Source organism: Pseudomonas soli, assembly GCF_021283165.2.
Taxonomy (GTDB): domain Bacteria; phylum Pseudomonadota; class Gammaproteobacteria; order Pseudomonadales; family Pseudomonadaceae; genus Aquipseudomonas; species Aquipseudomonas soli.
In genome coordinates, this window is the sequence record NZ_CP128543.1 from 5,785,967 (window position 1) to 5,807,893 (window position 21,927).

At 64.5% G+C, this 21,927-nt stretch carries 25 protein-coding genes; 12 read left to right on the top strand and 13 right to left on the bottom strand.

The features are described from left to right. Positions 1-50 precede the first annotated feature (50 nt). Positions 51-530 carry a TIGR02444 family protein gene (locus LU688_RS26675; RefSeq protein ID WP_094010923.1) on the top strand — a complete coding sequence of 160 codons (480 nt, stop codon included), beginning with the start codon at positions 51-53 and terminating at the stop codon, positions 528-530. Here LU688_RS26675 and LU688_RS26680 read toward each other — a convergent pair. After that, on the bottom strand, positions 506-1,576 hold the full coding sequence (locus LU688_RS26680; RefSeq protein ID WP_232887951.1) for an AlgP family protein: 1,071 nt from the start codon (positions 1,574-1,576) through the stop codon (positions 506-508). The genes LU688_RS26675 and LU688_RS26680 overlap by 25 nt on opposite strands. Before the next feature lie 224 nt (positions 1,577-1,800). Between LU688_RS26680 and LU688_RS26685 the strand changes: the two genes are divergently transcribed. Beyond that, positions 1,801-2,466: an FKBP-type peptidyl-prolyl cis-trans isomerase gene (locus tag LU688_RS26685; RefSeq protein ID WP_094010921.1), complete on the top strand. Its 666-nt coding sequence runs from the start codon at positions 1,801-1,803 to the stop codon at positions 2,464-2,466. A 1-nt stretch (position 2,467) separates the two neighbouring features. On the opposite strand, the gene rsd is transcribed toward LU688_RS26685, so the two are convergent. From rsd to LU688_RS26720, 7 genes are all read right to left on the bottom strand, one after another. Then, on the bottom strand, positions 2,468-2,938 hold the full coding sequence (rsd, locus tag LU688_RS26690) for a sigma D regulator (protein ID WP_094010920.1): 471 nt from the start codon (positions 2,936-2,938) through the stop codon (positions 2,468-2,470). A 230-nt stretch (positions 2,939-3,168) separates the two neighbouring features. Then, complete coding sequence (locus LU688_RS26695) at positions 3,169-3,666, bottom strand: disulfide bond formation protein B (RefSeq protein ID WP_094010919.1); 498 nt, start codon at positions 3,664-3,666, stop codon at positions 3,169-3,171. A gap of 269 nt (positions 3,667-3,935) precedes the next feature. Further along, positions 3,936-5,174 carry a heme biosynthesis protein HemY gene (locus LU688_RS26700; RefSeq protein WP_023629194.1) on the bottom strand — a complete coding sequence of 413 codons (1,239 nt, stop codon included), beginning with the start codon at positions 5,172-5,174 and terminating at the stop codon, positions 3,936-3,938. Then, on the bottom strand, positions 5,171-6,268 hold the full coding sequence (locus tag LU688_RS26705) for a uroporphyrinogen-III C-methyltransferase (protein WP_038707044.1): 1,098 nt from the start codon (positions 6,266-6,268) through the stop codon (positions 5,171-5,173). Before LU688_RS26705 ends, LU688_RS26700 begins: the two co-directional genes overlap by 4 nt. Before the next feature lie 46 nt (positions 6,269-6,314). Continuing rightward, entirely contained in the window at positions 6,315-7,085 is a 771-nt protein-coding gene (locus LU688_RS26710; protein WP_094010918.1) for a uroporphyrinogen-III synthase, read from the bottom strand. Continuing rightward, entirely contained in the window at positions 7,082-8,023 is a 942-nt protein-coding gene (hemC, locus tag LU688_RS26715) for a hydroxymethylbilane synthase (protein ID WP_094010917.1), read from the bottom strand. The genes LU688_RS26710 and hemC overlap by 4 nt, the downstream gene beginning before the upstream one ends. 183 nt (positions 8,024-8,206) lie before the next feature. Continuing rightward, positions 8,207-8,956 carry a LytR/AlgR family response regulator transcription factor gene (locus tag LU688_RS26720; protein WP_023630910.1) on the bottom strand — a complete coding sequence of 250 codons (750 nt, stop codon included), beginning with the start codon at positions 8,954-8,956 and terminating at the stop codon, positions 8,207-8,209. 296 nt (positions 8,957-9,252) lie between these two features. On the opposite strand from LU688_RS26720, the gene argH reads away from it, so the two are divergent. Beyond that, positions 9,253-10,647, top strand: a complete 1,395-nt coding sequence (argH, locus tag LU688_RS26725; RefSeq protein WP_094010916.1) for an argininosuccinate lyase — start codon at positions 9,253-9,255, stop codon at positions 10,645-10,647. A 95-nt stretch (positions 10,648-10,742) separates the two neighbouring features. Here argH and LU688_RS26730 read toward each other — a convergent pair whose 3' ends face one another. Beyond that, the gene (locus tag LU688_RS26730; RefSeq protein WP_023630908.1) at positions 10,743-11,405 is read right to left on the bottom strand and encodes a glutathione S-transferase; all 663 of its coding nucleotides are present in this window, start codon (positions 11,403-11,405) and stop codon (positions 10,743-10,745) included. A gap of 146 nt (positions 11,406-11,551) precedes the next feature. On the opposite strand from LU688_RS26730, the gene LU688_RS26735 reads away from it, so the two are divergent. The 3 genes from LU688_RS26735 to LU688_RS26745 all read left to right on the top strand — a co-directional run bounded on the left by LU688_RS26735 (position 11,552) and on the right by LU688_RS26745 (position 15,190). Next, complete coding sequence (locus LU688_RS26735; protein WP_023630907.1) at positions 11,552-11,854, top strand: hypothetical protein; 303 nt, start codon at positions 11,552-11,554, stop codon at positions 11,852-11,854. 51 nt (positions 11,855-11,905) lie between these two features. Beyond that, positions 11,906-12,157, top strand: coding sequence for a TIGR02647 family protein (locus LU688_RS26740; protein ID WP_023630906.1), 252 nt, complete (start codon positions 11,906-11,908; stop codon positions 12,155-12,157). A 168-nt stretch (positions 12,158-12,325) separates the two neighbouring features. Then, positions 12,326-15,190, top strand: coding sequence for a class I adenylate cyclase (locus tag LU688_RS26745; protein ID WP_094010915.1), 2,865 nt, complete (start codon positions 12,326-12,328; stop codon positions 15,188-15,190). A gap of 5 nt (positions 15,191-15,195) precedes the next feature. On the opposite strand, the gene rnk is transcribed toward LU688_RS26745, so the two are convergent. The 3 genes from rnk to cyaY all read right to left on the bottom strand — a co-directional run bounded on the left by rnk (position 15,196) and on the right by cyaY (position 16,314). Then, positions 15,196-15,606 carry a nucleoside diphosphate kinase regulator gene (gene rnk / locus LU688_RS26750; RefSeq protein WP_023630905.1) on the bottom strand — a complete coding sequence of 137 codons (411 nt, stop codon included), beginning with the start codon at positions 15,604-15,606 and terminating at the stop codon, positions 15,196-15,198. A gap of 155 nt (positions 15,607-15,761) precedes the next feature. Then, positions 15,762-15,980 (bottom strand): DUF1289 domain-containing protein, encoded by a 219-nt coding sequence (locus LU688_RS26755; RefSeq protein WP_081941300.1) that lies wholly within the window; start codon positions 15,978-15,980, stop codon positions 15,762-15,764. 1 nt (position 15,981) lies between these two features. After that, positions 15,982-16,314: an iron donor protein CyaY gene (gene cyaY, locus LU688_RS26760; protein ID WP_023630903.1), complete on the bottom strand. Its 333-nt coding sequence runs from the start codon at positions 16,312-16,314 to the stop codon at positions 15,982-15,984. 207 nt (positions 16,315-16,521) lie between these two features. Here cyaY and lptM point away from each other — a divergent pair, with 207 nt between their 5' ends. From lptM to LU688_RS26790, 6 genes are read left to right on the top strand one after another with little or no spacing between them, the layout of a single operon-like run. After that, positions 16,522-16,728, top strand: coding sequence for an LPS translocon maturation chaperone LptM (lptM, locus tag LU688_RS26765; protein WP_052752569.1), 207 nt, complete (start codon positions 16,522-16,524; stop codon positions 16,726-16,728). A gap of 9 nt (positions 16,729-16,737) precedes the next feature. Continuing rightward, complete coding sequence (gene lysA / locus LU688_RS26770; RefSeq protein WP_094010914.1) at positions 16,738-17,985, top strand: diaminopimelate decarboxylase; 1,248 nt, start codon at positions 16,738-16,740, stop codon at positions 17,983-17,985. 4 nt (positions 17,986-17,989) lie between these two features. Then, a complete protein-coding gene (gene dapF / locus LU688_RS26775) occupies positions 17,990-18,820 on the top strand; it encodes a diaminopimelate epimerase (RefSeq protein ID WP_094010913.1) in 831 nt (276 codons plus the stop codon). A gap of 13 nt (positions 18,821-18,833) precedes the next feature. Then, complete coding sequence (locus LU688_RS26780) at positions 18,834-19,544, top strand: DUF484 family protein (protein WP_023632259.1); 711 nt, start codon at positions 18,834-18,836, stop codon at positions 19,542-19,544. Beyond that, positions 19,544-20,443 (top strand): tyrosine recombinase XerC, encoded by a 900-nt coding sequence (gene xerC, locus LU688_RS26785; RefSeq protein ID WP_094010912.1) that lies wholly within the window; start codon positions 19,544-19,546, stop codon positions 20,441-20,443. The genes LU688_RS26780 and xerC overlap by 1 nt, the downstream gene beginning before the upstream one ends. Then, positions 20,440-21,135: an HAD family hydrolase gene (locus LU688_RS26790; protein ID WP_038707049.1), complete on the top strand. Its 696-nt coding sequence runs from the start codon at positions 20,440-20,442 to the stop codon at positions 21,133-21,135. Before xerC ends, LU688_RS26790 begins: the two co-directional genes overlap by 4 nt. Positions 21,136-21,196: 61 nt before the next feature. On the opposite strand, the gene sutA is transcribed toward LU688_RS26790, so the two are convergent. After that, positions 21,197-21,526 carry a dormancy-specific transcriptional regulator SutA gene (gene sutA / locus LU688_RS26795; RefSeq protein WP_023632536.1) on the bottom strand — a complete coding sequence of 110 codons (330 nt, stop codon included), beginning with the start codon at positions 21,524-21,526 and terminating at the stop codon, positions 21,197-21,199. Positions 21,527-21,927: the final 401 nt, after the last annotated feature.

The following is a 21,927-nucleotide window of genomic DNA, read 5'->3' on the forward strand; positions in this document are numbered from 1 at the left end:
GATGGTCGCGGAGTCTACCAGCTTCCCCGATCACTGGCGCGAGTGAAACCATGCACACCGACCTGTGGAATCATGCCCTGGCCCTCTATGCCCGGCCGGGTGTCGAGGCGGCCTGTCTGGCCCTCCAGGAACTGGGCGGCGATGTCTGCCTGCTGCTCTGCGGGACTTGGCTGCAGGCCCGCGGCATAGCCCCTGACGAACAACGGATTGCCACCCTGCAGGCGCTGGCCCGGCCCTGGCAGCGCGACGTCGTGGCGCCGCTACGCTCCCTGCGCCGGCAATGGCGCGAACACGCGCTCGCCGACCCACAACTGAGCGTGATGCGTGAGCAGGTGAAAGCGCTGGAACTGCAGGCTGAACGCACCTTGCTGGAACGCCTGGAAGCGTTGGCGCGTGGGTGGCCGGCGCAAGCGAGCGCGACGCCGGATTGGCTGGCCTGGCTGGTGCCAGGCCTGGCCAGGAACCACGACGCGCTAAATCAGCTGCGCGCCGCGGCCCGTGAGCTTCAGGACGCCGAAGTCGGCGACTGAGGCGCAGTGCCGGTGGTCGCAGGCGTAGTCGCGCTGGCCGCAGGCGCCGGGGTGGCGTTGGCGGCCGGAGTGGCTGGCTTGCTTTCGGCCGGTTTGGCTGGCGCTTTGACAGGCGCCGGTTTCGCGGCTGGCTTGGCTGCCGGTTTCACCGCAGACCTGGTTGCTGCTGGCTTGGCCGGGGCCTTGGTGGCGGCGGTCTTCGCAGGTGCCTTGGCAGCAGCCGGTTTGGCCGCAGGCTTGGTGGCAGGTTTTGCGGCGGCAGTCTTCGCAGGTGCCTTGGCGGCAGCCGATTTGGCCGTGGGCTTGGCGGCAGGATTCGCGGCGGCAGTCTTCGCAGGTGCCTTGGCGGCGGCCGGTTTGGCTGCGGGCTTGACGGCAGGTTTCGAAGTGGCGGCCTTCGCAGGTGCCTTGGCGGCAACCGGTTTGGCTGCGGGCTTGGCGGCAGGTTTCGAAGTGGTGGTCTTCGCAGGTGCCTTGGCGGCAACCGGTTTGGCTGCGGGCTTGGCGGCAGGTCTCGCGGCGGCAGCCTTCGCAGGTGCCTTGGCAGTAGCAGGTTTGGCCGCAGGCTTGGCGGCAGGTCTCGCGGCGGCAGCCTTCGCCGGCGCTTTGGTAGCAGCAGGCTTGGCCGCGGCTTTCGGTGCCGTCGTACGCGAGTCCAGAGCCTTGGCGGCCGCCTCGCGCACCTTGCCGACGCCCTGTGCCAGCTTCAGGCTTTCCTGGGCATCACGCTTGAGTTGCTGGATATAAGTGCGGGTCTGAGTCTGGCGATCCTTGAGAGAATCGAGCAAGTCTTCAAGTTCGCCAGCAGCTTTTTGAGCCTTGCCTTGTGCCTTGGCTTTACCGGCCTTGGCGGCATCCTGCGCCTTCAGACGAGCATTGTGGAGTTTTTCCTGGGCCTTGCCACGTTGTTTTTCCAACTTGGCCAACAGTTTCTCGGCATCCGCCAGCGCTTGGGAGCAGGCATCTTCCAAATGTTCGAGCAGGCTGCCCGAAAGTTGCTGGAGCAGGTGCAACGGCGTACTTACTGGCTTCTTTTTGGCCGACATGGTTTACCTCCTGGCTGACGAGAGTGCGGCTCATACTATGCTTCTGCTGCTACCGCCGCTAGGGCATGTTGACCGTCTCGGTAGCGCCGCGTTGCATGCCTGGGCAAAGTTGTTGTCTTGCAGCTGGAAACAAGTGTAGTTGCCCATTAGTGCAGTGCCGATATTTACACATCCCTGGCCAACAACGCTGGCATACTTCGCGCTCATTGCCGCAGGAGACCTCCATGCCTCGTTATCTGATTCTCGGCCTGTGCCTGGTATCGCCGCTCTCCCTGGCCAATGCCGAGGCCGCCCCCGCCAACGACAGCGACCTGGCCTACAGCCTGGGCGCCAGCCTCGGTGAACGGCTGCGTCAGGAAGTACCCGGCCTGCAGCTCGACGCCCTGGTCGAAGGGCTGCGCCAGGCCTACCAGGGCGAGCCGCCACGGATTGCCAAGTCACGCATGCAGGCCATCCTTGAACAGCACGAAACCCAAGCCAACGCCGCCGCCGAGCAAGCCCAGGTGGACAAGCTGGTGGAGGCCGAAAAACGCTTTATCGCGGGTGAGCGGGCCAAGACCGGAGTACGTGAGTTGCCCGAGGGTATTCTCTACAGCGAACTGGCCAGCGGCAGCGGTGCGCAGCCCAAGGCCAATGGCCGCGTTCAAGTACGGTATGTGGGCAAGCTTCCGGATGGCACGGTGTTCGACCAGAACCTTCAACCGCAGTGGTTCAAGCTGGACTCGGTGATCGAGGGCTGGCAGGTGGCGCTGCCACGGATGAAAGCGGGAGCAAAATGGCGCCTGGTGATCCCGTCGGCGCAAGCCTACGGCGCCGACGGTGCGGGTGACCTGATCGCACCCTATACCCCACTGGTATTCGAGATCGAACTGCTGGACGTGGCTGACTGAATCAGGCCTGCACCGCGTCTTCTTGCTTGTGGGCGTTGTGCAACACCTCGATCAGGCAATCCTCCAGCTCGAAACGCTCGTGCAACAGGCCGCCGAGTTTGGCCAGTTTCTCGGCAAAGCGCTCGGTATCCCTGCACTCACCTTTCTCGCAATGATCATTGAAAGCCAGGGCGATCTGGGTGCTGTCATCAATGCGTGGGTTGATCTGCTTTGCCAGCTCCAAGGCACCGGTATCACCAAATGCCTTGGCTTCACTGACCAATTGCTCGCTGACTTCGAAGTGCCAGGCCGAGACATAGTCAACCAGCACCGCGCAGAAATCGCGGTTCTTGTCTTTGTCGGCAAACGCCGGCTTGGCATCGCGCAGGGCGCGGAAGGCTTGCACCAACTCCTGGCGCTCCTCCAGCCACCGATCGATCAGCTTGTGAACACCGCCCCAGCGTTCCTGGGCGTTCTGGCAACTATCGAGCATGGCGATCTCTTCCCTTCTGGGTAGATGCCGCTGCACCTCGCGACACAACACCGTGGCACAAAGGTGACATCAGCAAACGGCATCGAGCAGTTGTATTTTCGGTATGCGTGCTGGGAGATTATTCCCGCGCGACCTGCCCATCAAGGTACGCAGCAGACAAAGTTCATACAAGCGTTTAATCCCTCCGCCAGCCACCGCTGGTCGCGCAATCCCCGGCTCGTTGCGCTGGATCAAGCCAACGTGCCGCGGCGCAATCGATACACCACTAGCCACGACAGCGGTTGCGCGGCAAGTAACAGAAACGCCAGCAGGCTCCATTCAGGTAAGGTCAGGTCGAGAAAGCTCCAGTTGACTGACACACATTCCGGGGTACCCATCAGGAACGTTCGCAATATCTCGGCCCAAGGGCGTTCCATCAGATGCGCCAGCGGCAGATGGCAACCACTGACCGGCAACGGTTCGGCCTGTAACCAGACATGTCGGCTGGCCAGCAAAGCGCCAGCAACCGAGAACCCCAAGGCCAGCCACGCATGCACGCGCTGATGCCTGGCGTGGACGACTGCAGCCAGGCAGACCAGTGCATAGAGCCCCAGCATCAGCCGCTGGCTGAAGCACAGCGCGCAAGGGTCGAGGCCGACCAAGTTCTCGAGGCGAAACGACGCCACCAGCACAGAGACGGCGGCCAGGAAGGCGGGAAAGAAAAAGCTGCGCAGGCAGGCCAGCGACATGGGCGAAGGTGATCCGAAAAGAGGAGATGTGGTTTGAAACGGTAGAGGAAAGGAGCGCTTTGTATCAAGTCGCTACAGCACAGACAAGTCGCTGAATGGATAGGGAATCATTTTCACAGAAAGTGGGAATGTTCTGACGCGAACGAAGGAAAAATCAGCGCCTTCCAGTTGCACATCTCACGCCGGGAGCGAGCCTGTCAGCGAGCGCCGCTGCCAGGCACAACCCACAAGGCCAAGGTATTCTGCACGGAACGAATCCAGGCCTGCCTTCAGGCCCGAACCCCTTCCGGCAACGGCAATGCCAGCAAACGTTCATCCAGCAGCCCCAAGCCCTCCTGGAACAACTGGTTGCTGCGCTCGGTCTCGCCCAGCCCGGCCAACAGCCGCGCCAGCTCAGCGCAAGCCTCTGGATTACGCTCCATGCGCAGACTGCTCTCCAGGTAATCCCGGGCCTTGCCCCACAGACGATTCTGCAGGCTCAGCCGGCCCAAGGTAAGCAACAGACTCGGGTCCTGAGGATGCTCCTTCAGCCAACCTTCGGCCGTTTGCAGCTGGCGGGCGGGATCATCACCGCGCACCAGCCCATACAAACGTGCCAGATGGCTTTCATAGCCGCGCTTGAGCGCGCTGCGCAATACCTGCTCGGCCTCACCCTGTGCACCAACCTGGCGCAACTGCTCGGCATAGGCCGAAACCAGTTGCGGCTCCTGACGTTGGGCGTTGGTCAACTGCTGCCAGGCACGCTCGAGCGCTTGGCGAGCAGTCTGCGGATCCTCGCCCCGAGTGCTCGCCAAGCCCAGGTTCTGGCCCCACGCACGCTGCTCCAGACCGGCGAGCTCGTTGGCCGGCAGCACCTTGTGCTTGCGCAAATCCGGCAACAGCCGAATCAGCGCCGACCAGTCCCCACGCTCCAGGTGCAGGCGATGCAGCAGGCGCAGCACCTGCGCATTGTGCGGGTGGCGCTCCTGCATAGCCTGCAGGGCCTCCAGCGCGCCTTCATTCTCGCCACGGTCCATTTGCAACTGGGCATGTGTCAGTGCAACGGCTAGCTCAGCCTGGGGCTGGCGTTCCAGGGCCCGTTCGAGCAATTGATCACGCTCCTCCACCTTGCCCAACTCATTGGCCGCGCGAGCGGCGCCGAGGTAGTAGAGCAATGGCTGGCGATCGGATTCTGCGGCACGCTGCAGATGGCGCTGAGCACTCGCCCAGCGTCCCTCGGCCAGGTCCAGTTGCCCCTGCTCGACAGCGATGCGTTTGCGACGGTTACGGTTGCGCCGTGACCAAGGGTTGACCACCCCGGAGGACGTCAGCACAAGCCCGACGAGGTAACGCACCAGCAGCAGCGAGAGAACAATCCCGACCAGCGCGCCAATCGCCGCCCACAGCCCCGACTGGTAGCGGAAGCTACCGTAGGCAATCAGCACGTAGCCGCTGTGCTTGGCAATCGCGATACCCAGCGCCGCGGCGATGACGATCGCCAGCACTGCCAGCAGGTAGACGCGCTTCATGGCTTGGCCCCCTCGTCGACTGGCAGGTGGCGGCGCTGGATGTAGGCCTGCACCGCTGCCAGGCTTTCGCTCAGGTCAGGGGTGACCACCGACACCGGCTGTTCGGCCAGTTGATTGAGACTGTCGAGCATCGCCTTGCTCTGCGGGTTGTCCGGGTTGAAGTTGGCCAGCAACACGCTGCGCGCATCGTCCAAAGCCTGGGTGTAGACCTTGGCTTCGCCATTGAGAGCTGCCCATTGGGCCTGCTCGATGGTCAGGCTCAAGGCCAGCCGCAGCTGGTTGAGCGACTGGCCGGACAGCAATGGCCGGACGTTATCGTCGGCATTGAACTCGATCTGGAAATACTTGGAGATCTCCGCCCACCATTGCGACCAGCGGCTGGCGCCGTCGCCATCGGCCGTCAGAGCGCCCATGGCATCGGCCTGGCTGTCGAACTCCGGCGACTGGGCGCTGAGCTGCTGGACCAGCTCGCGCTGCGCGGCAAGCTTGAGGAACAGACCGGTACGGTCCGGCTGCTGGGTACTGGACAGCGTCGCCAGGCTGCGTGCCAACTGCTCGCGGGCAGCGAAAGCGCCTGGGTCGCTCTGCTCACGAAGAATCTCATCGGCGCCCTCGACCAACGCCTTGGCGCTGGTAATGTCCTGCAATGCAGAGAGGCGCAAGGTCGCCAGCCGCAGCAAGTGCTCAGCCTCGGCCAGACGCCACTCCTTGCGGCTTTCGCCCAGTACCGTCTCCAGGCGCTGGCTCAGGCGTTGCTGGTCGCCCTGCAGTTGCGCCACAAGGCGACGACGGTCCTCCAGTTCACTGGCTGCTGGCAGGCTGGCCAGTTGGGCGCTGAGCTGCTGCTCCCGCTGCTGCAGTGCATCGGCACGCTGATTCAGGGCTTGCAGGTGTTCGCCCTGCCCCTGCTCGCTGCCTTGCAGTTGGCGAACCTGCCAGACGCCCCAGCCGCCGACCGCGACGCCAGCGGCGCCCAGCAGCAGCGCCAGCAGCGCCAAGCCGTTGCCGGAGCGTCGGGCGGGCTTGGCGGTGGTAGGTTCCGGCGCTTCGAGCGCCGAGGGTTGTTCGGTGTTGGACAAGACAGTTTCGCTCACGTATCCATCCTTTGCATGGTGGCGCATCGCTTTCTAGCTTAGCGCCTTAAGGGGCAGGCGCAGCGGTACGCTGCACGGCTGCCAGCAAGGCCGTGGCGCTCGCGCCACGACAATCCACAATATCCAGCGCCCCGAGTGCACGGGCTTGTTCGGCTACCCGTGGGCTGGGCACGAACAACGGCAATCGAGAAAACCGCGGCCAGTCCGCACCCGCCAGTCGATGCAAGTGTTCAAGACCCTGCCCACTGCTGACCACCAGGCCATTGAGGCGTTCCCCATCGATGCTTCGAGCGAGGGTTCCGGTAGGGTAGTCGGGCAGGCAGCGGCGATACAATTCCAGATAATCGACACTAGCACCTTGCTCGGCAAGACGCTCTGCCAACAGTTCACGACCTCCGAGGCCGCGCACGATCAGTACGCGAGGCCTCGCTGACGCGGCAATAGCCTCGCGCAAGGCGGGCAGCCCGAGCAAGGCCTCGCTGTCGTCACCGGCCTCTGGAAAGACCACTTGCAGCCCATGCTCCTGAAGAATTCGCGCCGTCGCCTCACCTACTGTGAACCAACCTGCGCAAGGCGGCGTCACTCCCGCCTGGGCGAGCTGGTCCAGCAGCAGGCGGGCCGCCGGCTTGCTGACCACGATGATGGCCTGAACCTCGGCGATCGTCCGCAGGTGCTGCATCTGCAACGGCTCCGGCGCGAGTGCCTCGATAACCAGCAACGGCAGGCTGGCACTGGCAATACCCGCGTCGGCCAGCGTCTGCGCCAGTGCCGCACAGTCCTCTTCAGGGCGGGTCAGCAGCAGGCGCCAGGGGCTCACGGGTGGCCGGCCTCGCCGTAGACTTCCTTGAGGATCGCCTCGGCGCCCTGCCCCAACAGGTCTTCGGCGACCTGTACGCCCAGGGCCTCGGCATCCACGCGCGCAGCGCGGGCTTCGGCCACCAGCAAGGTGCCACCGGAGGGCTGGCCAACCAGGCCACGCAGCCACAGCTGTTCGCCTTCAAGCACCGCATAGCAGGCGATCGGCACCTGGCAGCCACCATTGAGGCGCTTGTTCAGGGAACGCTCGGCCACCACCCGGTCAGCGGTGTCGGCATGGTGCAGCGGCGCCAGCAGGGCATGAATCTCGGTATCGGCGCTACGGCATTCGATCCCCACCGCACCCTGGCCACCAGCCGGCAGGCTGTCATCGACACTGATGGAGGCGGAAATGCGGTCCTCGAAGCCGAGGCGGATCAGGCCGGCAGCGGCAAGGATGATGGCGTCGTATTCGCCGGCATCGAGCTTGGCCAGGCGGGTATTGACGTTGCCGCGCAGGAAGCGGATCTGAAGGTCGGGCCGACGCGCCAGCAATTGCGCCTGGCGACGCAGGCTCGAAGTGCCGACGACACTGCCGGCCGGCAGGGCTTCGAGATTTGCGAAGGTGTTGGAAACAAAGGCATCGCGCGGGTCTTCACGTTCACAGATGCAGTACAGGCCCAGGCCTTCAGGGAAGTCCATGGGCACGTCTTTCATCGAATGCACGGCGATGTCGGCTTCGTTGTCGAGCAGCGCGGTTTCCAGCTCCTTGACGAACAGGCCCTTGCCGCCGATCTTCGCCAGCGGCGCGTCGAGCAGCTTGTCGCCACGGCTGACCATGGGCACCAGGGTCACGACGAGGCCTGGGTGCGCCTGTTCCAGGCAGGCTTTGACATATTCGGCCTGCCACAGGGCCAAGGCACTTTTACGGGTGGCAATGCGGATTTCGCGAGTGGACATGAAACGCCCCGAACCAGAGAAATGCCGCCGATGATAACAGCTCCTCCGGGCGTGCCCGCAGATTCAGATCAGCAAAGCGCCACGCGGGAGCGGGCTTGATCCGCGATCGCGATGGCGGGCATTACACCTCATCGCGGGGCAAGTCGGGTCGCCGCATCGCCGCTCCCACGCAATCAAAGGGTTTCAGTGCAAGGACTGCATCATCTTGCGCACCCCGGCCACATGCCGCCGGCTGACGGTCAGGGCATCGCCCTCGAGCCCCTTCAGATAGAGCTGGAAATGCCCCAGCGGCGTGCGCTGCAGCCGTTCGATGCGCTCACGGGCAACCAGCGCGTTGCGGTGAATACGCACGAAACGCTCGCCGAACTCGTCTTCCAAGGCCTTGAGCGGCTCGTCGAGCAGCACTTCGCCTGCCTCGTGGCGCAAGGTCACGTATTTGTGATCTGCGATGAAATAAATGACCTGCGGAATCGGGATCAGCTCGATGCCCTTGCGGGTACGGGCACTGATGTGGCTGCGCGGCCCGCCGCCGGCGTCACCCGCTGGGCGAGTCAGCGCGGCCAGTTGCGCGCGGTTGGGCTTTTCGGCCCGGCGCAGCGCGTCACGCAACGCCGGGAGTTGGATGGGCTTCTCGACATGGCTCAAGGTGCTGTCCTTGAACGCTTCGCTGCCGTATTCGTCGTCGCCGGTGCAAAACACCACCGCAGGCGGCGATTCGCGCTCGCACAGGCGGGCCGCGACCTGCAGGCCATCAAGGCCAGGCATGCCGATGTCCAGCACCACCACGTCTGGCTTGAGGCTTTCGATCAGGGTCAGGGCCTCCTCGCCGTTGGTGGCGCTGGGCTCCATCACGGTGTAACCCTCCAGCTCGCCAAGCAGCCGGCTCAAGCGCTCGCGCGCCTGGGGTTCATCATCAACGATCAGGACATTCATAATTGCGCTGGATTCCTGAGTGAGTCTCGCACGGGTATAGCGTAGACAAATGTGGGCGACCGAAACGCGGTCACGCTACAGACCGGTGCGAAGGCCAAAGATTCACTGGCCTGGCAGATTTGCCGCCAGCCCTTTGTCCAACTGTAGACGCTCCGTGGAACGCTGCCGTTCAATCGTTGAATATGCCGCACCCCCAGGTTACCGGGTGATTCTCACGACCAGCGCCCTGCGGCGGCGGACGCAACCCTGCTATGATCGGCGCCACTTTTCCGTTCACGCCTTCAACGAGTGAATCCATGAGCACCGACAAGACCAATCAGTCCTGGGGCGGCCGCTTCAGTGAGCCCGTCGACGCCTTCGTCGCCCGCTTCACCGCCTCGGTCGATTTCGACAAGCGCCTTTACCGTCACGACATCATGGGTTCGATCGCCCACGCCACCATGCTGGCGCAGGTCGGCGTACTCAGCGACGCCGAGCGCGACACCATCATCGATGGCCTGAAGACCATCCAGGGTGAGATCGAGGCCGGCACCTTCGATTGGCGCGTCGACCTGGAAGACGTGCACATGAACATCGAGGCGCGCCTGACCGATCGCATCGGCATCACCGGCAAGAAGCTCCACACCGGTCGCAGCCGCAACGACCAGGTGGCCACCGACATCCGCCTGTGGCTGCGTGACGAGATCGACCTGATCCTGGCCGAGATCACCCGCCTGCAAAAGGGCCTGCTGGAACAGGCCGAGCGTGAAGCCGAGACCATCATGCCCGGCTTCACCCACCTGCAGACCGCACAGCCGGTGACCTTCGGCCACCACCTGCTGGCCTGGTTCGAAATGCTCAGCCGCGACTACGAGCGCCTGGTCGACTGCCGCAAGCGCGCCAACCGCATGCCCCTGGGCAGCGCCGCGCTGGCCGGCACCACCTACCCGATCGACCGCGAGCTGACCTGCAAGCTGCTGGGCTTCGAGGCCGTGGCCGGTAACTCGCTGGACGGCGTCTCGGACCGCGACTTCGCCATCGAATTCTGTGCCGCCGCCAGCATCGCCATGATGCACCTGTCGCGCTTCTCCGAAGAGCTGGTGCTGTGGACCAGCGCGCAATTCCAGTTCATCGACTTGCCTGATCGCTTCTGCACCGGCAGCTCGATCATGCCGCAGAAGAAGAACCCCGACGTACCGGAGCTGGTGCGTGGCAAGAGCGGCCGCGTGTTCGGCGCCCTTACCGGCCTGCTGACCCTGATGAAAGGCCAGCCGCTGGCCTACAACAAGGACAACCAGGAGGATAAAGAGCCGCTGTTCGACGCCGCCGACACCCTGCGCGACTCGCTGCGCGCCTTCGCCGACATGATCCCGGCGATCAAGCCCAAGCACGCGATCATGCGCGAGGCGGCCCTGCGCGGCTTCTCCACCGCCACGGACCTCGCCGACTACCTGGTGCGCCGCGGCCTGCCGTTCCGTGACTGCCACGAAATCGTCGGCCACGCGGTGAAACATGGCGTCGACACTGGCAAGGACCTGGCCGAGATGAGCCTGGAAGAGCTGCGCCAGTTCAGCGACCAGATCGAGCAGGACGTGTTTGCCGTGCTGACCCTGGAAGGTTCGGTCAACGCCCGCAACCATATCGGCGGCACCGCGCCGGCGCAGGTGCGCGCGGCCGTGGTGCGCGGCAAGGCCTTGCTGGCTTCGCGCTAAGCGCTTCTGCCAGATCAATCGCGGGGCAAGGCCGCTCCCACGCCGCCTGTGCAAGGAGACGTGGGAGCGGCCTTGCCCCGTGATCGTTTCCGGCCTTAGCGCTTGCCGCTTTTGACCATTTCGAGGAACGCCGGCATCGCCGCATCCTTGTCCGCCACGATCCGCGCCATGTGCGGGTTCTCACCCAACAACTGCAACAGCGCCTTCGCTTCCGGGAAATCCGCCAGGAAGTCGATGCTCAGCACCTTCTTGCCCACCGCACAGGCCAGGTCGACCGAGAAACAGAACATCAGGTCGGCGATGGTCAGCTGCTCACCGGCCGCATAAGGCGCAAACTTGCCATTGCGCTTGAGAGTGGCAAAACCCGCCAGCAGGTCGGCCCGCGCCCGCTCCTTGATCAGCGGCTCCACCGCCGCGCCGAAAAACGCCTCGGCATAGCAGGTACGCGCCGGCAACTCGATATACAGCTCGATTTCCCGCAGCAGCTCGCGCACCTTGGCCTGCCCGAAGGCATCGGCCGGCAGCAGCGCCTTGCCCGGCTGGGTCTGCTCGATGTAGTCGAGGATGACCCCGGTCTCGCTGATGAAACCGTGCTCGGTCTGCAGCACTGGCACCTTGCCACGGGGGCTGATGGCCAGGGCTTGAGGCAACTGGCCGCCGAAGAACGGCACCTCTTCGAAGGGCACGCCTTTCTCCAGCAAGGCCAGCTTGACCATGTTGTAGTAGTTGCTGACCGCGAATCCATGAAGCTTGAGCATTGAGACAGCCTCCAAGGCCGTATGGGGTTGGCCCGGCTGTTATAGCTCCCTTGCCCACCCTTGGCCAGTGCCATGCCCGGCGCTGATGGCCGGGCATTGCCAGCGCAAGCGTGGCACACTGTGTGCCTCACCACAGGAGCACCGCCATGAGCGAACCCCAAGACATCGACAACAATGATGAAGAAGACTTCGCCGAGGCCACCCTGACCCAGGCGATCGAGAACCAGATCGAAAGCGGCGAGCCGCCAGCCGCCAAGGCCACCTTCAACAAGCTGACCCTGGTCGGCTACGAGCGTGAAGACATCCTCAACCTCATGGCCCACGTGCTGGCCATCGAGATCGACGCCATGCTCGACGAAGATCGCCCGTTCGATACCGAGTGGTACGAAACCGCCCTGCGCGCCCTGCCGGAGCTGCCACCTGAGGCGGATCAAGGCGGCATCGAATAAGCCTGACTACACTCCTGACTTCCATCCTTGTCTCGAAGTCAGGAGTTGCCCATGCCTTTTACCCCAGAACTGATCGCCGAACTGGAAGTCCTTTCCCAGTTCAACCTGGACAACCACCAGGAAGGCATCAAGGTCAGCAGCGACGCCTCCCCCGCCCTGGTCGCCGCCGCCAAGCGCCTGCATGACAAAGGGCTCACCGACCAACCCGATGGTGGTTACCTGACCAGCCTCGGTATCGATGCCGCTGAAAGCGTCCGGCTTTTGCTGACCATCCTCAAATCAAAATCCGCCCAGCCGGCCTGAACCCCTGCTCCCGCTCCTGCAACTCGGCAGACCTGCAGGAGCGGGCTTAACCATCGATGGCTTGCACAGGCGTTGCAAATCTGACGTCAAAAAGCCAGCAACCCCTTATCCGACCGCGCCACTCAGGCTAAACTCGCCAGTGCTTCCCCCGGCCTGCCTGAGCGCGCAATGAACCACCCCCACGAAATCCGCCCCGACCTGGAACAAGGCATCGACCGCAAGGAGCTGGCCAAGCTGCGCGCGCGCTTCCTGAAGATCAACCAGGGCCGCCTGGCACGGGCGATGGAAGGGTTATCCACACGCCAGCAGCAGGTCCTCACGCTGCTGCCGCTGTTCTTCCACGTCAATCATCCGCTGCTGCCAGGCTATGTTTCCGGCACCACCCCCGCAGGGGTCTCCGGTTTCGAGCCCGACGACGAGCTGCTCGCCGAAGCCCAGCGCCTGACCCGCTCGTTCACCTACAAGCCACGCCACGGCAAGCCGCCGCAGCCGATCCACGGCCTGTTCCTGATGGGCAGCCTCGGCACGCTGGCCCAGGCCGAGCAGAGCGACATGGACCTGTGGGTGTGCCATGCACCGGACCTGGACGAGCAGGCCGTGGCCGACCTGCGACGCAAGTGCCAGTTGCTCGAAACCTGGGCGGCCAGCCAGGGCGCCGAAGCACACTTCTTCCTGATCGAACCCCGGGGCTTCGTCCAGGGCGAGCGTGACAGCCAGCTCAGCTCCGACGACTGCGGCACCACCCAGCATTACCTGCTGCTCGACGAGTTCTACCGCACCGCCATCTGGCTGGCCGGGCGCACGCCACTGTGGTGGCTGGTGCCGGTCTACCAGGAGCACAACTACCGCGACTACACCCAGACCCTGCTGTCCAAGCGCTTCATCCGTGCCCAGGACGACCTCGACCTCGGCCACCTGGCGCATATCCCGTCGGGCGAGTTCGTCGGCGCCGGGCTGTGGCAGCTGTTCAAGGGCATCGACTCACCCTACAAGTCGCTGCTCAAGCTGCTGCTCACCGAGGCCTACGCCAGCGAACACCCGCAGGTGCGCTGCCTGAGCCTGGACTACAAGCAGGCCGTGTTCGCCAACCAGCTGGACCTGGATGAGCTCGACCCCTATGTGATGGTCTACCGCCGTATCGAGCGTTACCTGCTCCTGCGTGGCGAGCCGGCACGCCTGGAGCTGGTACGGCGCAGCCTGTATCTGAAGGTGAACAAGAAACTCGGCGACCTGGGTCGCAGCCGCAGCGGGGGCTGGCAGCGCCAATTGTTGGGGCGCCTGACCGAGGAATGGGGCTGGGACGAACGCCAACTGGCGCTGCTCGACAGCCGCAGCCAGTGGAAAGTACGCCAGGTGGCCGTCGAGCGCCGCGAACTGGTGGCCGAGCTGAACCACAGCTATCGCTTCCTGACCCAGTTTGCCCGCCAGCAGAACGCCAACAGCCGGGCCGACCAGCGTGACCTCAATGTGCTTGGCCGCCGCCTCTACGCCGCCTTCGAGCGCCGTGCCGGCAAGATCGAGGTGATCAACCCGGGCATCGCTCCGGACCTGGCCGAGGACACCCTCACCTTGGTGCAATCACCCAACCGCAAGGAACCGGGCACACACCACTGGGGGCTGTACAACGGCAATCTGGGCGTACACGAGTGGGAGCACTTCAGCCCGATCAAGCGCTGCCGCGAACTGCTCGAACTGCTCACCTGGGCCCACCGCAATGGCGTGATCGACAGCAGTACGCGCCTGGCCTTGCACCCGGGCGCCAGCGACCTGAGCGAGTTCGAGCTGTTCAACCTTATCGGCAGCCTGCAGCAGAGCATCCCCCTGCCTCTGGAGACAGTCAGCGAGGTGCGCCTGCTGCAGCCGAGCGTGGCCGACGAGATCCTGCTGCTGGTGAATGTCGGCGTCGACCCGCTGCGCCATCACCGCGACCTGAACATCCTGATGACCACCGAGCGCACCGACTCGCTCAGCTACGCCGGGGTGCGCGAGAACCTGGTACTGACCCTCGACCAGATCACCCTCAACAGCTGGAACGAGGTGCTGGTCCAGCGCTACGACGGCGAGCATGCGCTGGTGCGCTGCCTGCGCGACTTCCTTAACAGCCTGGGCCAGCGCAGCCATCGCCCGCGGGTGCGGGTGCGCTGCTATTGCCACAACCGCGCCCAAGCCATCAGCCAGCGGGTCGAGGAGATTTTCGACACCGTGCAACTGCTGCTCGACCAAGGCCTGAATCACCGTTATTTGCTACAGGTGGCCCAGCACACCCACATCCTCGACTTGCAGCCCGGGCAGGTCACCTTGGCCAGCCTAGCCGACCACGACGCCGTGCTGGCGGCGCTCGGCGAGGAGCGCAGCAGCTACAGCCCATTGCACCTGGACACCCACGCCCTGCAGGACCACGACCTGCCACTGGTCCTGGCCCAGGGCCAACCCGGCTGCATCCAGGTGTTCTACCGTCTGCTCGAAGGCTGGGCCGACCTGTACGTGCTCGACGAGCACAACGCGCTCTGGCAGCAGCGGCTGCCGCAACAGGACGAGCCGCACCTGCTGCTGCCATTGCAGCGCTTCCTGCAAGCGATGGTGATGCGCCGCGATGCCCTGCTGCCCTTGGACAGCCTGCAACAAGCATCGCTGGACATCCTCTACTACCAGTTGCTGCCATCCGGTCCAGGCAAGGCGCGCAGCCTGGAACCCAGGCCGGCACCCGCGGACAGCCAGAACCAGGCCTGTTTCGAGGTCCAGGCGATCCTCCAGGCCGGCACGGGCGATGAGGTGCACGTCACCCTTTACTGCGACCAGCAGGAGTTTTCCGAACTGGAGCATGGCGACCAGCTGTATGCCGTGGTCGCGCGACAGATCCTGCGCCAGCGTCGCGGCAGCGGCAGTTACCGCTGCTACATCACCGACCTCGACCTGTCCGAACTGCTGGAGGACGAGCAAGGGTCCACCAGCCTCTGCCTACGCTACAAACGCGAACTGGAACAGGCACTCAACGATGGGCTGCAACAGCTGCAGGCGCGGCTGGAGCCCTGATCAACTCAGAGATCGAAGTCCCCTGCCGCTTCCGGCTGGTACTCGACTGCCAGCAGCTCGAGCTTGAGCGTCTTGCCGCCCGGCGCCGGCCAGTCGATCTGGTCACCCACCGACAGGCCCAGCAATGCGCAGCCGATCGGCGCAAGGATCGAGACGTTGCCTTCAGGACCCGCGTCCTTCGGATACACCAGGGTCAGGTGGTAATCCTTGCCACTGGCGATCTCGCGGCAGTGCACGCGAGAGTTCATGGTCACCACGCCGGCCGGGACTTCCTCGTGACCCACCACTTTCTCGGCGCGGTCCAGCTCGTCCTGCAGGGCGAGCATACCCGGGGTGCTTTCATCGAGGCTGTCGAGCAGGCGCTCGAGACGCTGCACGTCCAGTCGGGTGAGGATGAGGGAAGGCTTGGTGCTCATGATCCAGTCAGACTCCTTTGAACAGGCAATTTACTAAAGGCAGATAAAGCAAAACCCCGCCCAAGGGCGGGGTTTGTGAAATGCTTGGCGTCACCGACGCAGACCCTGACACTACCACAGCGGGGCAAATACTCAAGCCCACACCGCCGTTGTGGCTATGCCTGGCCCCCCGCTTTCAGGGCCAGCGCCTCGCGGCAGATCTGCCGGCGCCGCTCGTCATCGGCCGCACGCCACTCGCGGATATGCTCGACGTGGCGGTGGCAACCGGTGCACACCTTGCGCTCATCCAGCCGACATATGCTGATACAAGGTGACGGCACCGCCGGACTTACATTGCTGTAGAGCGGCTTGGGGGGCCTGGGCTGTTCGCTCATTTCAAATCTCGTCGAAGTCCAGCTTCTCGCCGGCCCGCTCCCAGACGATGCGCTCGAGCATCTCGCCGAGCAGCTCTTCGCTCTTCTCACACACCCACTTGCCGCTCTCTTGGTCATAGTCGAAGTGGAAACCACCGGACTTGTCCGCCAGCCACAGTTGGCGCAGCGGCTCCTGGCGGCTGAAGATCAGCTGGCTGCCATTGTCGAACTTGATGGTCAGGACGCCGGCGGAATTTTCCATGTCCAGGTCCATGCCGCTTTCATCGAACAGGTCTTCCAGGGCCTGTTGGGTCGCGTCGACCAGGTCGTGGAAACGCGCTTCGCTCAAACTCATTGCAGGGACCTCGAAAAATGGCTGTACACACGCAAGCCGGGCACGATAAGGGCGAAAGCTTCAAGCTACAAGCTAATAGCTGCAAGAAAAAGCCGCATGTCCTTCGGTCGCCTACGCCCGCCGAGCGGGGGCACCCCTTGCATAGGCAATCAGGTGGTCGCTCGGTATACTCGGCCGCAATACTGCATATTTCCAAGGATTTCACCCATGAAACGCCTGATTTCCTCCCTCGCGGCAGTGGTCGCGGTTGCTTGCCTGGTTTCGGCCTGCGGTCAGAAAGGCCCCCTGTACCTGCCGGAAGACGGCAAGGACGGCAAAGGCCCGCGCAAGTCGCACCAGCATGCCAAGCCTGTCCAGCCTCAGCCAGTGCTGGAGCAGCAGCAAGAGCAGCCTGAAGAGTCGCCCGCGCAGTAAGGAAATCCCATGGATGCATTCAACTACCGCGGCGGCGAGCTGTTCGCGGAAGGGGTGGCCCTGTCGGCGATCGCCGAACGCTTCGGAACGCCCACCTACGTGTACTCGCGTGCCCATATCGAGGCGCAGTACCGCAGCTACACCGATGCCTTGCACGGGGTGGATCACCTGGTCTGCTTCGCGGTCAAGGCCAACTCCAACCTGGGCGTGCTGAACCTGCTGGCGCGCCTGGGCGCGGGCTTCGACATCGTCTCCGGCGGTGAACTGGAACGCGTGCTGGCCGCCGGCGGCCGCGCCGATCGCGTGGTGTTCTCCGGGGTCGGCAAGACCCGTGAAGACATGCGCCGCGCCCTGGAAGTGGGGGTGTACTGCTTCAACGTCGAGTCCACCGACGAGCTCGAGCGCCTGCAAATGGTGGCCGCCGAGATGGGCAAGGTCGCGCCGGTGTCGCTACGCGTGAACCCGGACGTCGACGCCGGCACCCACCCGTACATCTCCACGGGCCTCAAGGAAAACAAGTTCGGCATCGCCATAGCCGACGCCGAGGCCATCTACGTGCGCGCCGCGCAGTTGCCGAACCTCGACGTGGTCGGCGTCGACTGCCATATCGGCTCGCAGCTGACCACCGTCGAGCCGTTCCTCGATGCCCTCGACCGCCTGCTGGTGTTGGTCGACCGCCTGGCCGAGTGCGGCATCCACCTGCGTCACCTCGACCTGGGTGGCGGTGTCGGCGTGCGCTATCGCGACGAGCAGCCCCCGGAGCTGGCCGACTACATCAAGGCCATCCGCGAGCGCGTCGGCAGCCGCGACCTGGCCCTGGTGTTCGAGCCGGGCCGCTACATCGTCGCCAATGGCGGCGTGCTGCTGACCCGCGTGGAATACCTCAAGCACACCGAGCACAAAGACTTCGCCATCATCGACGCGGCCATGAACGACCTGATCCGCCCGGCCCTTTACCAGGCCTGGATGGACGTCAGCGCGGTCAAGCCCCGCGAAGGTCAAGGCCGGGCCTACGATCTGGTCGGCCCTATCTGCGAGACCGGCGACTTCCTGGGCAAGGACCGCGTGCTGGACCTGACCGAGGGCGACCTGCTGGCCGTGCGCTCCGCGGGCGCCTATGGTTTCGTCATGAGCTCCAACTACAACACCCGTGGCCGCTGCGCCGAAGTGCTGGTCGATGGCGACCAGGCCTTCGAAGTGCGTCGCCGCGAGACCGTCACCGAACTGTTCGCCGGCGAAAGCCTGCTGCCGGAGTGAACCCATGCTGCTGCGTTTTACCAAGATGCACGGGCTGGGCAACGACTTCATGGTCCTCGACCTGGTCAGCCAGCACGCACACATCCAACCCAAGCACGCCAAGCAATGGGGTGACCGCAACACCGGCATCGGCTTCGACCAGCTGCTGATCGTCGAGGCGCCGAACAACCCGGATGTCGACTTCCGCTACCGTATCTTCAACGCCGACGGCTCCGAGGTCGAACAGTGCGGCAACGGCGCGCGCTGCTTCGCCCGTTTCGTCCTGGACAAGCGCCTGACCGCGAAGAAGCGCATTCGCGTCGAGACCAAGGGCGGCATCATCGTCCTCGATGTGCGCAACGACGGGCAGATCTGCGTCGACATGGGCCCACCGCGCTTCACGCCGGCCGAGGTCCCGTTCATCGCCGATGAGCAGGCGACCAGCTATGCACTCGAAATCGACGGACAGGTGCACCAGATCGCCGCGGTGTCCATGGGCAACCCGCATTCGGTGCTGCGCGTGGACGATGTGCGCAGCGCGCCGGTCCATGAGCTGGGCCCGAAGATCGAGCATCACCCGCGCTTCCCGCAGCGGGTCAATGCCGGCTTCATCCAGGTAGTCGACCGCCACCGCGCCAACCTGCGCGTATGGGAGCGTGGCGCGGGCGAGACCCAGGCATGCGGCACAGGCGCCTGCGCCGCCGCCGTGGCGGCGATCAGCCAAGGCTGGATGGACTCACCGGTAACCATCGACCTGCCGGGCGGGCGCCTGAGCATCGAGTGGGCCGGCCCCGGCAAACCGGTGCTGATGACCGGCCCCGCCGTTCGTGTGTTCGAAGGACAAGTTCGTCTCTAAGCGAGTATCCGCCATGACCGACCAGCCCAAAGTTGCACCCTCGCCAGCCAGTGAGCTCGATGCCGGAGCGGTGGTCGCCTATCTGCGCGCCCACCCGACCTTCTTCGCCGAGCATGACGAGCTGCTGGTCGAACAGCGCATTCCTCACCAGCGCGGCGACAGCGTGTCGCTGGTGGAGCGCCAGCTCAAGCTGCTGCGCGACCGCAACATCGAGATGCGCCATCGCCTTTCCCAGCTGATGGACGTGGCGCGCGACAACGACCGGCTGTTTGACAAGACCCGCCGGCTGATCCTCGACCTGCTCGACGCCAGCACCCTGGAAGAGGTGGTGATGGCGGTCGAGGACAGCCTGCGCCAGGAGTTCCAGGTACCCTTCGTCAGCCTGATCCTGTTCGGCGAGAACGCGGCGCCCGTGGGACGCTGGGTTTCCGGGGCCGAGGCGCAACAGGCCATCGGCGGCCTGATCGGCGGCGGCAAGACCATCAGCGGCAGCCTGCGCGAGCACGAGCTGGCGTTCCTGTTCGGCAACGATCAGCACAAGGAAGTCGGCTCCAGCGCCGTGGCCACCCTGGAGTACCAGGGCCTGCATGGCGTGCTGGCAATCGGCAGCCGCGACCCGCAGCACTACAAAAGCAGCGTCGGCACCCTGTTCCTCAGCTACATCGCCGAAGTGCTCGGCCGTGTGGTGCCGCGCTTCACCCAGACACTGCGCTCGGTGCGCTGATGGAACGCCAGCTGGAGGCTTATTGCGCACACCTGCGCAATGAGCGCCAGGTATCCGAGCACACCCTGCTGGCCTACCGCCGTGACCTCGAGAAGGTCATCGAATTCTGTAACGCCCAGGGCATCACCGGCTGGGCGGCCCTGCAGGTCCAGCAACTGCGTCAGCTCGTTGCCCGCCAGCACCATCACGGCCAGTCCTCGCGCAGCCTGGCGCGCCTGCTCTCGGCGGTGCGCGGGCTGTACCGCTACCTCAACCGCGAAGGCCATTGCCAGCACGACCCGGCCAATGGCCTGGCGCCACCCAAGGGTGAGCGGCGACTGCCCAAGGTGCTGGACACCGACCGCGCCCTGCAGTTGCTCGATGGCGGCGTCGACGACGAATTCATTGCCCGCCGTGACCAGGCGATCCTTGAACTGTTCTACTCGTCCGGCCTGCGCCTGTCGGAGCTGACCGGGCTCGACCTCGAACACCTGGACCTGGCCGCAGGGCTGGTCCAGGTGCAAGGCAAGGGCGGCAAGAGCCGCGTGTTGCCGGTCGGGCGCAAGGCCGGCGAGGCGATGCAGGCGTGGCTCAAGCTGCGCGGCATCGCCGGCCCGCGAGACTCTGCGGTGTTCATCAGCCGCCAGGGCAAGCGCCTCGGCCCCCGGGCCATCCAGCTGCGAGTCAAGGCCGCAGGCGAGCGCGAGCTCGGCCAGCACCTGCACCCGCACATGCTTCGGCATTCCTTCGCCAGCCACCTGCTGGAATCGTCCCAGGACCTGCGTGCGGTGCAGGAGATGCTCGGCCACGCCGACATCAGCACCACGCAGATCTACACCCACCTGGACTTCCAGCACCTGGCCGCGGTGTACGACAGCGCCCACCCTCGGGCCAAACGCAGCAAGGACACGGACTCATGAGCATCAAGCTGATCACCTTCGACCTGGACGACACCCTCTGGGATACCGCACCGGTCATCGCCAGCGCCGAAGTCGTCCTGCGCGACTGGCTCGAAGCCAACGCGCCGATTCTCGGTAGCGTGCCGGTCGAGCACCTGTTCGCCATCCGCGAGCGCCTGGTACAGGCCGAGCCGGGCCTCAAGCACCGCATAAGCGCCCTGCGCCGGCGGGTGCTGTTCCATGCCCTGGAAGAGGTCGGCTACAGCGAGAAACACGCCCAGGAACTGGCCAACGAAGGTTTCGAGGTGTTCCTGCATGCGCGGCACCAAGTGGAGGTGTTCCCAGAGGTGCAGCCGGTGCTGGAGATCCTGCGCCATCACTACACCCTCGGCGTGGTCACCAACGGCAATGCCGACGTGCGCAGGCTCGGCCTGGCGGACTACTTCCGCTTCGCCCTGTGCGCCGAGGACCTGGGTATCGGCAAGCCGGACCCGGCACCGTTCCTCGAAGCGCTGAAGCGCGGCGAGGTGGACGCAGGGGCGGCGGTGCACGTCGGCGACCATCCGGGCGATGACATCGCCGGCGCCCAGCGCGCCGGGCTGCGGGCGGTGTGGTTCAACCCGCAGCACAAGCCCTGGAGCGGCGAACAGGCGCCGGATGCGGAGATTCAGCGGCTGTCGCAGTTGCCCGACGTGCTGTCGCGCTGGCGCTGACTTACAGACGGCGCCCACAAAAAAGCCCGCAGCGACGGCGGGCTTCTTTGCGTTCAGCCACTCAGATAGGGCGGCTGCCGTACTTGTTGTCCGGCTTCTTGGGCGGATCGGCGACCACGTTGGCCTCCACTTCCTGCACCTTGCCGCCGCGCGAAAGGAACTCTTCCATCGCCTTGGCCAGCGCGTCGCGCTCTTTCTGCTTGGCTTCCATGCTCGGCATCTCGTCTACCGAGACAGCCGCCTTGGACTTGCCCTTGGCAGCGGGTGCCGGGCTGCTGTCGTCATCGCCGGCATCTTCCGCGCCATCGTCGGCCGCAGCTTCCAGGCCATCATCAGCCTCGTCTTCGTCGCCTACTTCGAGGTCATCATTTTCCAGATCGTCGTCGCTCATGTTCTACCTCATGACTTGCGAAAAGCAGGTTAGTTATAGACCGGTGCAGCCGTAGACCGGCAGCCACCAGTGAAAATTCAACTGGCCGTGGATTGGCCACTGCCCTGGGTGTCCACCCCCTCATGGGGGGCCTGGCACCCTGCAGGCCTTGCTCCTGGCAAGGCCCGACAAAATTTTTTGAACCCTTGCTGGCCACAGGCTATTGGCAAGCCTAGCAAAGGGTAGCGAAGTGTGTGGACTACTCGTCCGGCCCCTTCGGCGCGCATTCTAGCGCGCTCGCAGAAAAAGCAAAGCACCAGAAACGCCCAATGACTTGTAAGTTTTCTACCTACGTCGCGATCAGGACAGAGAAACCGTTTGCCCGGCGCGAATCGGCAAACTACAGGCAAAAAAATGCCCGG

Coding starts and splice junctions, on each gene's coding strand:
- LU688_RS26755 (WP_081941300.1), bottom strand. CDS start 15,980: ATGAGCGAACAGCCCAGGCCCCCCAAGCCGCTCTACAGCAATGTAAGT.
- LU688_RS26680 (WP_232887951.1), bottom strand. CDS start 1,576: ATGTCGGCCAAAAAGAAGCCAGTAAGTACGCCGTTGCACCTGCTCCAG.
- dapF (WP_094010913.1), top strand. CDS start 17,990: ATGCTGCTGCGTTTTACCAAGATGCACGGGCTGGGCAACGACTTCATG.
- rnk (WP_023630905.1), bottom strand. CDS start 15,606: ATGAGCACCAAGCCTTCCCTCATCCTCACCCGACTGGACGTGCAGCGT.
- sutA (WP_023632536.1), bottom strand. CDS start 21,526: ATGAGCGACGACGATCTGGAAAATGATGACCTCGAAGTAGGCGACGAA.
- cyaY (WP_023630903.1), bottom strand. CDS start 16,314: ATGAGTTTGAGCGAAGCGCGTTTCCACGACCTGGTCGACGCGACCCAA.
- xerC (WP_094010912.1), top strand. CDS start 19,544: ATGGAACGCCAGCTGGAGGCTTATTGCGCACACCTGCGCAATGAGCGC.
- LU688_RS26685 (WP_094010921.1), top strand. CDS start 1,801: ATGCCTCGTTATCTGATTCTCGGCCTGTGCCTGGTATCGCCGCTCTCC.
- LU688_RS26735 (WP_023630907.1), top strand. CDS start 11,552: ATGAGCGAACCCCAAGACATCGACAACAATGATGAAGAAGACTTCGCC.
- argH (WP_094010916.1), top strand. CDS start 9,253: ATGAGCACCGACAAGACCAATCAGTCCTGGGGCGGCCGCTTCAGTGAG.
- LU688_RS26740 (WP_023630906.1), top strand. CDS start 11,906: ATGCCTTTTACCCCAGAACTGATCGCCGAACTGGAAGTCCTTTCCCAG.
- LU688_RS26720 (WP_023630910.1), bottom strand. CDS start 8,956: ATGAATGTCCTGATCGTTGATGATGAACCCCAGGCGCGCGAGCGCTTG.
- LU688_RS26730 (WP_023630908.1), bottom strand. CDS start 11,405: ATGCTCAAGCTTCATGGATTCGCGGTCAGCAACTACTACAACATGGTC.
- lysA (WP_094010914.1), top strand. CDS start 16,738: ATGGATGCATTCAACTACCGCGGCGGCGAGCTGTTCGCGGAAGGGGTG.
- LU688_RS26675 (WP_094010923.1), top strand. CDS start 51: ATGCACACCGACCTGTGGAATCATGCCCTGGCCCTCTATGCCCGGCCG.
- hemC (WP_094010917.1), bottom strand. CDS start 8,023: ATGTCCACTCGCGAAATCCGCATTGCCACCCGTAAAAGTGCCTTGGCC.
- LU688_RS26745 (WP_094010915.1), top strand. CDS start 12,326: ATGAACCACCCCCACGAAATCCGCCCCGACCTGGAACAAGGCATCGAC.
- LU688_RS26790 (WP_038707049.1), top strand. CDS start 20,440: ATGAGCATCAAGCTGATCACCTTCGACCTGGACGACACCCTCTGGGAT.
- rsd (WP_094010920.1), bottom strand. CDS start 2,938: ATGCTCGATAGTTGCCAGAACGCCCAGGAACGCTGGGGCGGTGTTCAC.
- LU688_RS26700 (WP_023629194.1), bottom strand. CDS start 5,174: ATGAAGCGCGTCTACCTGCTGGCAGTGCTGGCGATCGTCATCGCCGCG.
- LU688_RS26695 (WP_094010919.1), bottom strand. CDS start 3,666: ATGTCGCTGGCCTGCCTGCGCAGCTTTTTCTTTCCCGCCTTCCTGGCC.
- LU688_RS26780 (WP_023632259.1), top strand. CDS start 18,834: ATGACCGACCAGCCCAAAGTTGCACCCTCGCCAGCCAGTGAGCTCGAT.
- lptM (WP_052752569.1), top strand. CDS start 16,522: ATGAAACGCCTGATTTCCTCCCTCGCGGCAGTGGTCGCGGTTGCTTGC.